This window comes from Facklamia sp. 7083-14-GEN3, from assembly GCF_024742075.1.
Taxonomy (GTDB): Bacteria; Bacillota; Bacilli; order Lactobacillales; family Aerococcaceae; genus Facklamia.
Genome location: NZ_JANSGD010000001.1, coordinates 177,658 through 191,842 on the forward strand (window position 1 = coordinate 177,658; position 14,185 = coordinate 191,842).

At 35.0% G+C, this 14,185-nt stretch carries 17 protein-coding genes; 15 read left to right on the top strand and 2 right to left on the bottom strand.

Annotated features, from left to right (window positions below):
* Positions 1-20: 20 nt before the first annotated feature.
* Positions 21-920: a magnesium transporter CorA family protein gene (locus NW240_RS00775; RefSeq protein ID WP_258435523.1), complete on the top strand. Its 900-nt coding sequence runs from the start codon at positions 21-23 to the stop codon at positions 918-920.
* A 42-nt stretch (positions 921-962) separates the two neighbouring features.
* Here the strand turns inward: NW240_RS00775 and NW240_RS00780 are convergent, their stop codons facing one another.
* Positions 963-1,445 carry a hypothetical protein gene (locus NW240_RS00780; protein ID WP_258435524.1) on the bottom strand — a complete coding sequence of 161 codons (483 nt, stop codon included), beginning with the start codon at positions 1,443-1,445 and terminating at the stop codon, positions 963-965.
* A 221-nt stretch (positions 1,446-1,666) separates the two neighbouring features.
* Between NW240_RS00780 and NW240_RS00785 the strand changes: the two genes are divergently transcribed.
* The 9 genes from NW240_RS00785 to NW240_RS00825 all read left to right on the top strand — a co-directional run bounded on the left by NW240_RS00785 (position 1,667) and on the right by NW240_RS00825 (position 7,853).
* A complete protein-coding gene (locus NW240_RS00785) occupies positions 1,667-2,068 on the top strand; it encodes a GNAT family N-acetyltransferase (RefSeq protein WP_258436255.1) in 402 nt (133 codons plus the stop codon).
* A 122-nt stretch (positions 2,069-2,190) separates the two neighbouring features.
* Positions 2,191-2,694, top strand: coding sequence for a methylated-DNA--[protein]-cysteine S-methyltransferase (locus tag NW240_RS00790; RefSeq protein WP_258435525.1), 504 nt, complete (start codon positions 2,191-2,193; stop codon positions 2,692-2,694).
* Positions 2,695-2,708: 14 nt separating this feature from the next.
* Positions 2,709-3,413, top strand: a complete 705-nt coding sequence (gloB, locus tag NW240_RS00795) for a hydroxyacylglutathione hydrolase (protein WP_258435526.1) — start codon at positions 2,709-2,711, stop codon at positions 3,411-3,413.
* A gap of 14 nt (positions 3,414-3,427) precedes the next feature.
* Positions 3,428-3,757, top strand: a complete 330-nt coding sequence (locus NW240_RS00800) for a response regulator (protein WP_258435527.1) — start codon at positions 3,428-3,430, stop codon at positions 3,755-3,757.
* A gap of 69 nt (positions 3,758-3,826) precedes the next feature.
* Complete coding sequence (locus tag NW240_RS00805; protein ID WP_258435528.1) at positions 3,827-4,117, top strand: winged helix-turn-helix domain-containing protein; 291 nt, start codon at positions 3,827-3,829, stop codon at positions 4,115-4,117.
* A 104-nt stretch (positions 4,118-4,221) separates the two neighbouring features.
* A complete protein-coding gene (locus tag NW240_RS00810) occupies positions 4,222-5,010 on the top strand; it encodes a HAMP domain-containing sensor histidine kinase (RefSeq protein WP_258435529.1) in 789 nt (262 codons plus the stop codon).
* Positions 5,011-5,114: 104 nt separating this feature from the next.
* Entirely contained in the window at positions 5,115-5,873 is a 759-nt protein-coding gene (locus NW240_RS00815; protein ID WP_258435530.1) for an ABC transporter ATP-binding protein, read from the top strand.
* The gene (locus NW240_RS00820) at positions 5,867-6,967 is read left to right on the top strand and encodes an FtsX-like permease family protein (protein WP_258435532.1); all 1,101 of its coding nucleotides are present in this window, start codon (positions 5,867-5,869) and stop codon (positions 6,965-6,967) included. The genes NW240_RS00815 and NW240_RS00820 overlap by 7 nt, the downstream gene beginning before the upstream one ends.
* Positions 6,968-6,971: 4 nt before the next feature.
* Positions 6,972-7,853, top strand: coding sequence for a hypothetical protein (locus NW240_RS00825; RefSeq protein ID WP_258435533.1), 882 nt, complete (start codon positions 6,972-6,974; stop codon positions 7,851-7,853).
* A 53-nt stretch (positions 7,854-7,906) separates the two neighbouring features.
* On the opposite strand, the gene NW240_RS00830 is transcribed toward NW240_RS00825, so the two are convergent.
* Positions 7,907-9,373, bottom strand: a complete 1,467-nt coding sequence (locus NW240_RS00830) for an NCS2 family permease (protein ID WP_258435534.1) — start codon at positions 9,371-9,373, stop codon at positions 7,907-7,909.
* Between the two features lie 199 nt (positions 9,374-9,572).
* On the opposite strand from NW240_RS00830, the gene NW240_RS00835 reads away from it, so the two are divergent.
* The 5 genes from NW240_RS00835 to NW240_RS00855 all read left to right on the top strand — a co-directional run bounded on the left by NW240_RS00835 (position 9,573) and on the right by NW240_RS00855 (position 14,056).
* Positions 9,573-10,904: an MATE family efflux transporter gene (locus tag NW240_RS00835; RefSeq protein WP_258436256.1), complete on the top strand. Its 1,332-nt coding sequence runs from the start codon at positions 9,573-9,575 to the stop codon at positions 10,902-10,904.
* A 65-nt stretch (positions 10,905-10,969) separates the two neighbouring features.
* Positions 10,970-11,797 (top strand): exodeoxyribonuclease III, encoded by an 828-nt coding sequence (locus NW240_RS00840; RefSeq protein WP_258435535.1) that lies wholly within the window; start codon positions 10,970-10,972, stop codon positions 11,795-11,797.
* A 22-nt stretch (positions 11,798-11,819) separates the two neighbouring features.
* Positions 11,820-12,551 (top strand): YebC/PmpR family DNA-binding transcriptional regulator, encoded by a 732-nt coding sequence (locus NW240_RS00845; RefSeq protein WP_258435536.1) that lies wholly within the window; start codon positions 11,820-11,822, stop codon positions 12,549-12,551.
* Positions 12,552-12,678: 127 nt separating this feature from the next.
* Complete coding sequence (locus NW240_RS00850) at positions 12,679-13,212, top strand: DUF1836 domain-containing protein (protein ID WP_258435537.1); 534 nt, start codon at positions 12,679-12,681, stop codon at positions 13,210-13,212.
* Positions 13,205-14,056, top strand: coding sequence for a DegV family protein (locus NW240_RS00855; RefSeq protein WP_258435538.1), 852 nt, complete (start codon positions 13,205-13,207; stop codon positions 14,054-14,056). Before NW240_RS00850 ends, NW240_RS00855 begins: the two co-directional genes overlap by 8 nt.
* Positions 14,057-14,185: the final 129 nt, after the last annotated feature.

The following is a 14,185-nucleotide window of genomic DNA, read 5'->3' on the forward strand; positions in this document are numbered from 1 at the left end:
ATTAAAAGGAGATCGAGTAAATGGATAAAAATTTTCATTGGCAGCTATATCAAGGACTAGACGATCATGAGTTGGAAAATATTTGTAGAAACTTACACATTCCCAATGACTACTTAAAAGGTGTTAACGACCCCTTCGAAATTGCTCGTATAGAAGGTTGTATAAATAATAAAGAACATTCGTCTTATCTTGTTGTTTTACAGTATTTATTACCGCAATCTAAAAATAGGGAAGATTACGAGTATAAGACCCGAGCTATTTCGCTTGTTCAAGCAGATGAACAATTGTTAGTTACTTTTAAAGAAGATCCTAAATATTTTTCAGATCTTTTTAAACAGTTTGATCAAAATTTTCAGTTAAGCTATGAAGAAATGGTAATGAAAGTTTTTTGGAAAATTCAAAATGAAATCATTAAAGTTTTAGCCTGGGTTCATGAAGAAATTGAAGATATGCAAAAAGATATTGAATATTCCTCTCAAAACAAAGAACTTTATCGTCTTATGAGACTCGATAAAAGCTTGGCATACATTAAAACAGCTGTTCACAATAATCGAATAGTTCTCGAAAAAATTAGTCAAGATGAAAGATTTCAGTCTAAGCCTGCTTTGAAGTCACTAATGCATGATGTCTTGATTGAATCCTATCAAGCAGAATCAATGGTTAATGAGGGAATGCGAATTACTGATCAATTAAGTGATATATTCTCAAATGTAATCTCTAATAATCTGAACAATGTAATGAAAGTTTTGACTTCAATTACGATCATTCTTACTATTCCAACAATTATTGGTGGACTTTGGGGAATGAATGTACCTCTTCCATTTGCAAATAGTGAATCTGGATTTTTTATGACGATTCTTTTAAGTTTATTAATCAGTATTGTGGTTGTATTTTGGCTAAAATCTAAAGATTACTTGTAATAAAGTTTCAAAAAAGCCAGACAATAGCTGTCTGGCATTGATTTAAGGACGTGTGACATCTTGAACATCCACTTCAATATTTGCTTGTTTTAAATGGGCAATTAATTTTCCTTCATCACTTAAAGGAAAGGATTGGGCAAAATACTGATTATTGGCCTTTCCTAAAAGATTAATTCGTTTTTTTTCAAGATCTTTCGTTAGAACAACACGATCGACCTTTGCAAAAGAAATGGGAATCATTATTGATAAAGTTCCACGAAAGACGGAAAAGTCAGACTTTGAAATGCCTCTTGCTAATGGGCCAGAGATAAAATAAAGAATGGCTGAAGCAACCAATAAATAATGCCAGATACTATTAGCAAATTGAAAACCAATCCAGACTAATAATCCTAGAGTAATTAATTGCGTCCAAATCCAGTAACTTTGTGTGACTTCTACAAAAATATTGCGACTCCGTTTATAAAAGTGATAACTACTACCAGCAATTAAAGCGATGGTCAAGAGAATGGATACGATATCTTTCAAAGCGTTCACTCCTCACTATTTCATTAGAAATACTATAACATAAGTGATAAACAATAAGCTATCAAGTTCTAAGAGGATAAGGAGAAAAAATGTTTTTAAAACAAGTTGACAAAAGAGATTTAAACAGAATTTAAGAATTTCTAGACAGCTATCCCAATTCAGATCAATGGATTGCCGGGACCTCAAGTCTTCACCGATATAATGGGAAATTAGATCAGTGGATTGACTTAATGAAGAATTGGTCCCAAGGGAAAGAATTACCTGTTGGTAGAGTGCCATTGATTCAATGGCTATGTATAAATGACAAAGGAAAAATGATCGGTGCCATTAATCTGCGTCCTCAACTGAATGAATATTTACTTCACTCTGGGGGCCAGATTGGCTATGTGGTTCATCCAGACTATCGCTGTAAAGGTGTGGCAAGCTGGATGCTAGGTGAGGTTTTAAAGAAAGCGCATGAACTAGGAAAAGAACGCATTTTAATTACTTGTCGAGCAAACAATATAGCCTCTCAAGCGACCATTGAAAAGTGGGGCGGTTTATTAGAAGATCAACGGTTGGAAAAAGGGGTATGGGTCAAACGCTTTTGGATCGATTTAACCAAAGAAAGTTGGTTTATTTAACATACAAAGTAATAATCTATAAATAAATAAAAATCCTCAATGACCAAAGAAGTAGGTTCATGTTTATTCAACAAAGTTTTTCTGATAGGATTAAGCTAAGACAAAGAGATAAAGGAGGTATCATGTTCTTAACAAGCTATAAGAGTCCAATTGGTGAGATTAAAATTTTGATCGATAATAAGGATTTGGCTGGAATTTGGTTTTCTAATAGTGAGAAAATTGAGCAGAATTTACCAAAGATCATACCAACGTTACCTTCCGATAGTTCTGAATTCGCAGTATTTATTAACTGGTTAGATAAATACTTTAAAGGGGAAAAAGTGGATTTGCTTTCAATACCTATCAATCCTTTATTTCAAACTCCTTTTCGTCTAAAGGTTTGGCACCAATTAATTCAAATTCCTTTCGGACATGTTAAGACATATGGTGAGATTGCCAAAAAGATTGAAGATGAAACTAAACAAAAAGCATCTGCACAAGCTGTAGGAGGGGCAATAGGAGCCAATCCTATTTTGTTGATCATACCTTGTCATCGTGTCATATCTGCTTCTGGAGATTTGACCGGTTATAGTGGCGGTATTGACAAAAAAGCTTGGTTAATTAATCACGAACAAAACAAATTTTAGAAAGGATAATAATCATGCATATAAAAGCAATTCCTGCTCTAGAAGATAATTATATTTGGTTAATTAAAACGGGGGAAGATGTTGTTGTTGTTGATCCAGGAGAAAGTGAACCTTTAATTGATTACTTGCAAACATCAGGTCTAAAAGTCAAAGCAATTCTTTTAACACATTTTCATGAAGACCATGTAGGAGGGTTGAGTGAATTATTAGCTAGTCAAAAGCATGAAGTGACTGTTTATGGACCGATTGAAGTTGAAGATCAAGTCAATCAAGTGGTCAAAGATGGCGACCGATTGGAGATTAATGGATGGGAATTTGAGGTGTTAAAAACACCGGGACACAGTGCAGAACATATTTCTTATTTAATGGATAAGCATCTTTTCTGTGGCGATGTCCTATTTTCAGCTGGTTGCGGACGCGTATTTACCAATGATTATCAAGCACAATATGATAGTCTTCAAAAAATAAAAGCCTTGTCTGATGAAACTCAAATATACGCTGGACACGAATACACTTTAACAAACCTGGCCTTTTCTTTAACAATCGAACCCGACAATCAAGATTTAATGAACCAACAACAAGCCGTCAAAGATAGACGGTCCAAGGGTTTACCGAGTCTTCCGACTAATTTGGCTGTGGTAAAGAAAATTAATCTTTTCTTACAGGCAGAAAGTTTGAAGGATTTCATCCAATTAAGAAAAGTGCGTGATCAATTTTAGAAAGGAAGATGGGGATGCGTATATTTATCGTTGAAGATGACCCCATTATTGCCGAAGGTTTAACCAAGACCCTAATTAACCATCATTTTGAAGTTAGAAAGTGTCAAGACTTTGAAAATGTTGTCGAAGAATGTCTTTCTTGGCAAGCCCATCTGGTCCTCTTAGATATTAATTTGCCTTATCAAAACGGTTATTATTGGTGCAGTCAACTGCGGGCTCAATCACAAATCCCAATTATTTTTATTTCTTCCTTATCTGAAAGTATGGACCAGCTAGTAGCCTTACAGATGGGTGGGGATGATTATATAGTCAAGCCGATTGATCGTCAGTTGACTGTTGCATAGATCCAGGCCCTTTTAAGAAGAAGTTATAACTATCAACCGGACAGCAATCCTAATCTTAGTTTTGATGAGATGACTTTAAATACTCAATCTTTAAGCATTGAATACCAAGAAGAAATGATTGACTTAACCGCTACTGAATATCAAATATTAGCAGTTTTATTTAAAAAAAGTGGTGATTATGCTAGAAGGGATGAAATACTAGATGACTGTTGGCAAGAAAATCAATTTATTGACGATAATACGCTAGCAGTCAATATTTCACGCTTAAGAAAAAAATTAACAGCATTTAATCGCGGACCCGTAATAGGTACTAAAAAAATGGTGGGCTATCGCCTTTTGAGAAAAGAGGCAAAAAAATGAAAGCATTCATAAATAAATACAAGAGTCTGATATTATTTGTTTTATTTATATTAGCTCTTTTTGCCCTTGTTTTTTATTTATTCCGTTTAAATTGGACGTATTATATGATCCCTTCTTTACTGATAGTGCTTGTTTTAATCCTTTATTTAGGCAGGCAATGGTTTTATTTTCAAACAGAAGTAAGTTACCAGCAAAAATACCAAGCTTTATTACAAAGTTCACAAGTTGAAAAGAACATTCAATTAAATAGAGAAAAAGACTTAGAAGATTATTTCTTATTATGGGTCCACCAAATAAAAACGCCGATTGCAGCGACTAAAATGCTGTTAGAAGAAAGTGAAGATCCGTCGAAAGGGCTGCTTAATCAAGAATTAGTCAAAATAGAATCCTATTCCAATTTAGCTTTAAACTATCTCAAAGTGACTAATCCAAATAGAGACATGATCTTTAATCGAATTCCATTGAATGAAATTATTCAACCGCTCTTAAAGCGTTACCGACACCAGTTCATCAATCAGGACATTACTTTGCACTATCAACCGATTCATCAAGAAGTTTTAACAGAGGCCAATCTTTGTCAGATTATGATCGAGCAAATTTTATCCAATGCTTTAAAATATAGTCCCAAAGGGAATATATGGATTAAATGGAGACAAACTAGCTATGAATTGGTCATCGAAGACGATGGCAGAGGCATTCATCCTCAAGACTTACCCAAAATCTTTGATAAGGGCTATTCGGGGCACAATGGTTTATTGAATGAACAATCTTCAGGTATAGGCTTATACATGGTGCGCTTAATTAGTAAACGTCTTAACCAAGCCGTAAGTGTTCAGTCAAAAAAGGGTGAAGGAAGCCGTTTTATCATTCAATTTAATCTAGAATCATCTTAACCTTACAAAATTGTAAGGTTCTTTTTCAATTTGTAAGTTAAGATAAAGGTCGACATCTATATCGTCTTATATACTTGACTTATCAATTCTAGGAGGGCAAGTGAATGTTACTTAGTGTAGAACATATTGAAAAAATATATAGCGGCAGAGGAAATAAGACCATCGCCTTAAGAGATGTAGATTTTGCCATTAATGAGGGCGAATACCTTGCGATTATGGGAGAATCGGGTTCTGGTAAATCAACTCTCTTAAATATTTTAGCGACTTTTGACCAACCGACTGCGGGTCGAGTTTTGTTAAATAATCTTGATTTATCAGAACTTAGGGAAGAGCAAATTGCTAGTTTCCGACGTGAAAAGCTGGGTTTTGTATTTCAAGATTTTAATTTATTAGATGGATTTACTAATCGTGATAATATTCTTTTACCAATGGTTTTATCGCAAAAATCAATTGCGGAAATGGAAGATAAACTCGAAAGGGTAGCTAGTCTGGTTGGAGTTGAAGAACTATTAGATAAGTATCCTTATGAAATATCAGGAGGTCAAGCACAGCGGATTGCAATTTCTCGCGCCTTAATTAATCAACCGGATATTATTCTTGCTGATGAACCGACGGGTGCTTTAGACTCAAAAACCTCTGAGCAAATCATGCAAGTTTTAGTTAAATTAAATCAAGTAGGTAATACGATATTGATGGTAACTCATTCCATAAAGGCAGCGTCCTCTGCTAACCGTGTTTTGTTTATTAAAGATGGGGTCATTTATCATGAAATATATCGTGGTCAACAGTCATCGCTTGATTTTCAAGAAGCGATCGCTAACGCCTTAGCCATGTTGAATGGACGGAGGGAAGCAAGATGTTAAGTATGTCGACAGTTATCCGCAAATCGGCCATCAAGTCGATGAAGTCCAATAAAGAAGTATTTATACCCTTCATCTTAGCTTCGATTATTCTATTTGCTTTAGAATATATTATTTTATCGTTAACTAGCAATCAGTATATTATCGAAAGGTCACCCAGTCTCAGTTCAATTTTAATGATTGGTGTTTTCTTCGCAACACTTTTGAATATAATAATTGTTATCTATGCTTCCAGCTTTATACGAAAGAAACTCACGCAAGAATTTGGGCTCTATTCTATTTTAGGGTTAGCCAAGAAACATGTACGTCGTATTTCATTTACTCAGTTTCTTATTATCCTTTTACTAAACGCTTCATTTAGTATTTTATTGGGTTATTTAAGTGGCAATTTTTTGTTTGTTATATTTAATCGCTTAATGAAGGACACGGGAGCCAATTTTATGGACTATCCGTTTGATTTACCAACAGCCTTTAAAACTTTACTATTAATGGTAGGCACTTATATAGTCATTTATCTATTATCGGCCTTTAAAATCCAACGCTTAAAATCACTTGAATTGATGAAAGAGAGCCGCAAAGGGCAAGGTAAGACTAAAAATCGCTGGGTCCTCTTGGTAATTTGTATTGTCACCACATCAGTGGGGTATTACATTGCGCTGACTACTCAAGGTGTTATAGATTCTTTATCAATGATTTTCATCGCCATATTCTTAGTGATGGCTGGGACCTTTAGCTTTTTTATGGCATTTACGATCTTTGCATTAAAACTAATGCAGAAAAATAAGAAGTATTATTATCAGCCCAGTCACTTTCTAAGTATTTCAGGTATGTTGCAAAGAGTAGTGAAAAATGCCACCTCTTTAGCCAGTATTACCATTTTGGCTTCAGGTGTCATGATAGTTTTGGCTATGACTTTGACCACCTATCGTAATATGGAAGCAGCTGCAGAAGGATCTATGCCTAGAGATTATCAAGTTTTATTAAGAGGAATGGAGGATATTGAAACTTCAACAGATGATCAGCTGGAGCTTTTCACTAGTTTTCAAGCAGAATTAAGCTCTTTAGATTTGATTGAAGAGGATGCGGTGGTAAACTGATGCCATGGATCCTGTGCTATTGAAAGAGAATCATATTTATCCATTATTAGGACCTAATCAAAAGCAAAAAGTAGAAAATGGAAAAAAAGCCTTTGTTCTTATCGGTTTAAAAAGTGATTACTTAGATTTATTCCCTGAGGAGTCGGTTGAAGAAGACCAATGGATCATTGCATCACATTTGATAGATGTATCAAAGATAGAGGAAATATATTGGGGGGATAATGAAAAGCATGCTGTCCATTTAGGCAATCGAAAAATTATTCCTAGCATGCTGATAACAGATTCATTTTATATAGGCGTTAACTCTTTAAAAGAAATGGAAGCTCTCAGAAGTTATTTATCGATTGATGAGACGAAAGAGTTAAAAGCTAGCAGTTCTTTGTATTTTAATTTAATAAATAAAGAATCAGAATCGCTGGTTCAAGAGTTAGCCCAGCAAAAGGGAATGACTTTTGTAAGTAAGTCATCTAGCAAGCGAGATCTTTACCAACTGAATGGTGGTTTGTTATTTATTGGTTTGATTGTTTCATGTGTATTAATTATCGGTATGATTTTAATGCTATATTTCAAACAAATATCAGAAGGTTATGAAGATAAAAAGAATTATCAGATTATGAAACAAGTTGGTTTGCCTATTCAATTAATTAAGAAAACAATCCGTTCACAAGTATTATGGGTCTTCTTTTTACCTTTAATCGTCGCGGTTATTCACAATCTATATGCTAGTCGAATTGTATTTAAGTTACTTGGCATATTAGGAGTGAATGATTTTAAAGATTATTTACTTAATTTTACTTGGGTAGTCATTGGCTTTATCCTTTTCTATCTGATTTTCTACCAGCTAACTTCTCAAGCATATTACCGCATTATTAATCAAGAAGATTAAACAAAAAAACACCTGCTTTCTTTTTAAGAAAGCAGGTGTTTTAACTATTGTTCTTAAATAATGGCTAGCACAATGAAGTTAATGATAAAGAGGACAATGGATACCCAAATAATTGGGTGAACTTCTTTAGCTTGTCCTTTAGCTGTTTTGATGATTCCATAAAGAATGAAACCTGCTGCAATACCATTAGAAATAGAGTAAGTTAAGCCCATGAAAACAGATGCGAAGAATGCTGGAACAGCATCTTCAAAATTCGACCAGTCAATATCAGATAATGAACTAACCATCAAAATTCCAACAATAATCAAGGCTGGAGCCGTTGCTTGTGCAGGAATTAAAGAAATGATTGGTGATAAGAAAGCTGAAAGGATGAAACATAATGCGGTAACCACTGAAGTGAAACCTGTACGTCCTCCAGCACCAATCCCAGCAGATGACTCGACAAAGGTAGTGGTATTGGAAGTACCTAAGATTGCCCCAAAAATAGTGCCGACAGAGTCACCGAATAAAGCTTTATCCATCTTAGAAGTGAATCCTGAGCCAGATTCTAAGGCCAATTGATCAGCTTTTGAGAAAATACCTGAACGTAAACCAGTACCAATAAAGGTTCCAATAGTATCAAAGACATCAGAAAGTGAGAAAGCAAAAATTGTCATTAAAACAATTGGTAAGCGGGTAACATCGCCAAATAACGAAGGAATGCCTGCACTGGTGAAAATAACGCCAAATATTTGTCCAAGGTCAGCAAAGGCAGAAGAAAGAGAGTTATCAGCGAAAGAAACTTGTCCCAAGTCAACCACATTGGTTAGGAAAGCTAGTACAGTTGTAACAGCGATACCAATTAAGATGGCTCCTTTAGATTTTCTCATCATTAGAATAATAGTTACAATGATACCAACAACAGCAATCAAAGCACCCGGCTGGGTGAAATTAACTAATTCAGGGACAATGCCACCATCTGTAACAACGCTGAACACTCCACCTGAGATCGTTTCAGCCATAGGGTCTCCATTATTCACAGAAATAATAGTGCCGGCTCCTGAGGTGAATTGTAAAAGGCCTGCATTTTTTAAACCGATGTAACCGATAAAAATACCGATACCTGCTGAAATAGCGTGTTGTAGGAATGCAGGAATTGAAACGATTAACAATTTACGCACTTTAGTGATAGTAATCAAAACGTTTAAGATTCCACAAATGAATACCATGGATAATGCTTCTTGCCAAGTGAAGCCTAAGGCAAAAACAACCGTATAGGTAAAAAAAGCATTTAATCCCATTCCTGGAGCTAATGCATAGGGAACATTGGCAAACAAACCAATAAATAAGGTTGAAACAGCAGCAGCAAAAATAGTAGCAAGAAAGACGCCTTGAGCAGGCATGCCAGCTTGAGATAATATGGCCGGATTGACGAACATGATATATGACATAGCTAGGAAAGTAGTGATTCCTGCTTGTATCTCTGTCCCTAAATCCGTATTGTTCTCAGAAAACTTAAAATAATTGCGAATAGTATCCATTAATTTCCTCCTCAAATTGATGAAATGATTGTATCAGAGATAATAGTCTTTCGGAAGAGCATCAAAACATATAATCTTTTGTTAAATTTAAATGTTCGTCTTTTTTAGTTAAGAATGTGTTTTCATTTCATTGAAGCAATCTTTAAATTTCCCTATACTGAGTAGGTATTTAAACTTAGGAGGTATGCCATTGAATGACATGACAACCGGATCACCCATTAAAAAGATTATTCGTTTTTCTATTCCTTTAATAATCGGGAATTTATTCCAATTATTTTACAATATGGTGGATACCTTTATAGTGGGACGAAGCATAGGTCTGAATGCTTTAGCAGGAGTAGGATTGGCCGGCTCATTAGGCTTTTTAATTCTAGGATTCGCGCAAGGTTTTACTACAGGTACCTCTATCCCTTTGGCTCAAGCATTTGGAGCCAAAGATTTTAAAAGGGTTAAACGCAGTGTTGCCATAAATATTACCTTGGCATTAGCCGTTACAGTGGTATTAACAATATTATCTATCCTGTATTTAAAAGATATTTTGAATCTCATGCGAACACCCGATGCAATTATTACCTATGCTTATGATTATATGATTATTATTTTTTCAGGAATGATTGTCACTGTTTTGTATAACATGGTGAGCAATATTTTAAGAGCAATAGGTGATAGTCGAACACCTGTTGTAGCTTTAGTCATTACAACTATAGCAAATATTCTTTTCGATATTCTTTTTATTGTTTACTTTAAGCTAGGAGTAGCTGGCGCAGCTTATGCAACGATTTTATCTCAATTAATAGCTGTTTTAATCTGTTACTATGTCATCCATAAAGATATTTACTTTCTACAAGTCAGTCGCAGGGATTTTCAACTGAATGGTAAAGAAGTAATCCACCACTGCCTGTTAGGATTTCCTATGGCTTTCCAAACTTCGATTATTGCCATTGGTGCTATTTCTGTATCAACTGCTCTTAACACACTTGGACCAGAAGCAGTTGGAGGATATGCAGCGGCTTCTAAAATAGATCAGTTAGTCATTCAAGTTTTAATGTCATTTGGCATTGCCATGTCGACTTATAGTGCTCAAAATTATGGGGCTGGTCAATATAGTCGAATTAATCTTGGTGTCAAGCAGGGAATCCTACTATCATTTGGAGTTTCCTTTGTTTTTGCAGTCTTACTTATTTTTACAGGAGGGTATTTTACTTCCTTATTTGGTGATCAATCAGCAGGCCTAACCTTGCATCAATATGGTCAAGAATTTTTCTTATTAACAGCACCTTTTTATTGGTTACTGGCGCTTTTATTTATACTACGCTCAACTTTACAAGGATTAAATGAAAGTTTTATACCAACAGTAGCTGGCATTGCTGAGTTAATCATGAGAGTTATTGCCGCTTTTGTATTAACACCTATTATTGGGTTTTCTGGAACGGTCTTATCAAATCCGATGGCTTGGTTAGGTTCATTAGTTATTTTAATACCAGCTTTCTATCGGAAACATCATGAGTTGAAACTTTTAAAGGATTTATAGTCTATTCGAGAAGCATGGCCGAATATGATAAAATAGGAATGCTAACAATTAAAAAGGAGAATGAAATGAAAATTATATCTTGGAATATTGACTCATTAAACGCTGCCTTAACCAGTGATTCCAATCGAGCAATCATGTCTCGAGAAGTTTTGATTAAAATCAATGATTTGCAAGCAGATGTAATAGCCATTCAAGAGACTAAACTATCTGCGAAGGGACCAACCAAAAAACATAAAAAGGTTATAGAGAAACTATTTCCTAACTATAAAATAGCTTGGCGTTCATCTCAAGAACCAGCTCGTAAAGGATATGCTGGGACAATGTTTATGTTTAAAAAAGAATTAGAGCCGGAAGTTTCTTACCCAGAGATTTCTTGTCCGCATCCAATGGATAGTGAGGGTAGAATTCTAACACTGGAATTTGATAATTTTTACCTTACCAATGTATACACTCCCAATGCTGGAAGTGAGTTAAAGAGACTAGGTGATCGTCAGATTTGGGATGAAAAATATGCTGATTATTTAGTGAGCTTAGATCAAGCGAAGCCAGTGATTGCTGCAGGAGATTTTAATGTAGCACATGAAGAAATCGACTTGGCTCATCCAGACAGAAATCATTTTTCTGCCGGCTTTACAGATGAAGAACGTCAAGGATTCACTAATCTTTTAAACAGAGGCTTTACTGATACTTTTCGTCATGTTCATGGTCCAGTAGAAGGTCTTTATACCTGGTGGGCCCAAAGAGTTCGAACTAGTAAGCAAAATAATTCAGGTTGGAGAATTGATTATTTCTTAGTGAGTGATCGAATTGCTGAAAAAGTCCAAAAATCTGAGATGATTGATTCGGGCGATCGTCAAGATCATACCCCAATCTTATTAGAAATAGATTTATAATAGAAGAAAGGAGTCGATAGCATTGGCAGGACATTCCAAGTGGAATAATATTAAAAATCGTAAGGGTGCCCAGGATGCTAAAAGAGGAAAACTCTTCCAAAAACTATCACGTGAAATCTATATGGCAGCTAAACAAGGAGGAGGAGATCCAGACACTAATCCTTCTTTACGTTTAGCTATGGATAAAGCCAAGGCCAATAATATGCCAAACGACAATGTCGATCGAGCAATCAAAAAGGCAACCACATCAGGTGAAGGAGAGAATTATGATGAAGTAGTTTACGAAGGTTTTGGACCCCAAGGAGTAGCCATTCTGACTGAAGCATTGACTGATAATCGCAACAGAACGATGACTAATGTTAGAATTGCTTATAATAAAAATGGCGGTAATATTGGAGAATCTGGAACGGTGAACTATATGTTTGATCGCAAAGGCTATCTCGTTTTAGAAAGAGACAAGAACAAACTAGATGAAAATGAAATGTTGATGCATGTTTTAGAAGCAGGTGGCGAAGACTTAGAAAGTTCTGAAGAAGTTTTTGAAGTTTATACGGACCCTAGTGAATTAGCAAAGGTAAGAGATGGTTTATTAGAAGAAGGATTAGAGATCCATACAGCTGAATTAACCTTAATTCCTAAAACTTTTGTCAACTTATCAACAGAAGATTACGAAGTGCTGACTTCTATTATTGATGCTTTAGAAGATGATGATGATGTGTCTGAAGTCTATCATAATGGTCAATTAGAAGAATAAAAGAACTCGAGATATTTTCTCGAGTTTTTTTATATAGAGTTATTTCTTAAATTTAATATATAATAGCTTGACAGAAAGCATTTAGATGGTAACATATAGTAGTGATAACTAGATAAAGGGGTGCTAAGTGACAAAAAAAATTGAGAAGATATTAGCTTTCCATTGTCCTTTATGGGATGAATTACCCAAACAATCCATGTTTAACCAAGAAGTGGTAGAATATATACAGGATTGTTTGGATCCAATCATGAATGGCGAAGTAGCAATGACTTCCACAATGATTCAAAATTATTCGAAATGGGGTGTAATCCCTAAAATTAAGGGCAGAAAGTATGGGCGCCAACAGATAGCATTCCTTTTTATCATTGCTATCTACAAACGTATTTTGCCCATTGAAACCGTTCGGCGAGGCATTGAACTCCAAATGAAGAGTGTAACGATTGAAGAAGGTTTTGATATATTTGCAAATTCGATTAATAATGCTGTTCAGCGTATCTTTAAAACGGTTGGTCAAAATCGTCCATTTGCTGTTGAAGGAATTGAAATAAGTAAAAAAACTGAAGGTATTAATGCAGTATCACATGCATTTGCCACTAAATTACTAGCCGAATTGATTATTGAATCAGGTGGCTACGATCAGATAGGAGATTATAATGAATAAACTAGCTATTATTGCAGATACTTCACAAGATTTAAAGGCAGATCTTGCTGAACATTATGGTATTGAACTCATCCACTATATGTTGCAAATGGGAGATAAGCATTACCGTGACCAAATTGACATTGATTCTAGGGATTTCTATAAACAAATGCAAAATCACGATGTCTTATCGACCGGTATTCCTCCCATTCAAGACATTATAGATCTTTTGGATCAGTTAGTAGAGAAGGGGTATACTCAAGCAGTGGTAATTACTGCCTCTTTAAAATTGACCGGTATGCGTCAATTATATGAAGTGGTTAAAGAACAGTATGATAATTTAGAAATATTCATTTATGAATCTGACTATATTGCTTCAATCACTGGTTTACTCTCAATCTATGCTGCTGAACTTAGAGATGCTGGTAAGTCAGCTGAAGAAATTATAGCTGAATTAGATAGAGTGGATGCTGACGCTGGTATTTATGCCTTATTTAGAACCTTAAAGTATGTTGTTAAGGGTGGAAGGTTTAATAAGTATGCTGGTATGATCGGTACATTCTTTAATATTAATCCATTATTAACCATTCAAAAAGGTGAGATTGAAATTATTAACAAGGCAAGAGGTAAGAAAAGATCTTATGCAACCCTTTTAGCAGCAGCTAAAGAAAAATTAAAGGGAGCCAAACGCTACAAAATTGCTCTTTTTGCGGGTAATAATAACGAAGAAATCGCTCAATTACAAAAGGACTTAGCTGAAGAAATTGCTAATGCAGAAACTTCGATTGTAACCGAACTAACTCCTGTTTTAGGAGTACATGCCGGACCTCAATCAGTAGGCATTTCGATCCTTGTGATTGATTAAAAATAAAAAGAAAAAATATAAAACGATGAGGAATTCCTATCCTCATCTTTTTTTACTTTGTAAGCGCATCATTTTGACTTGCTTGTTAATAGATTTCAGCTTAATATATGACTATATCCAAAGAAATGA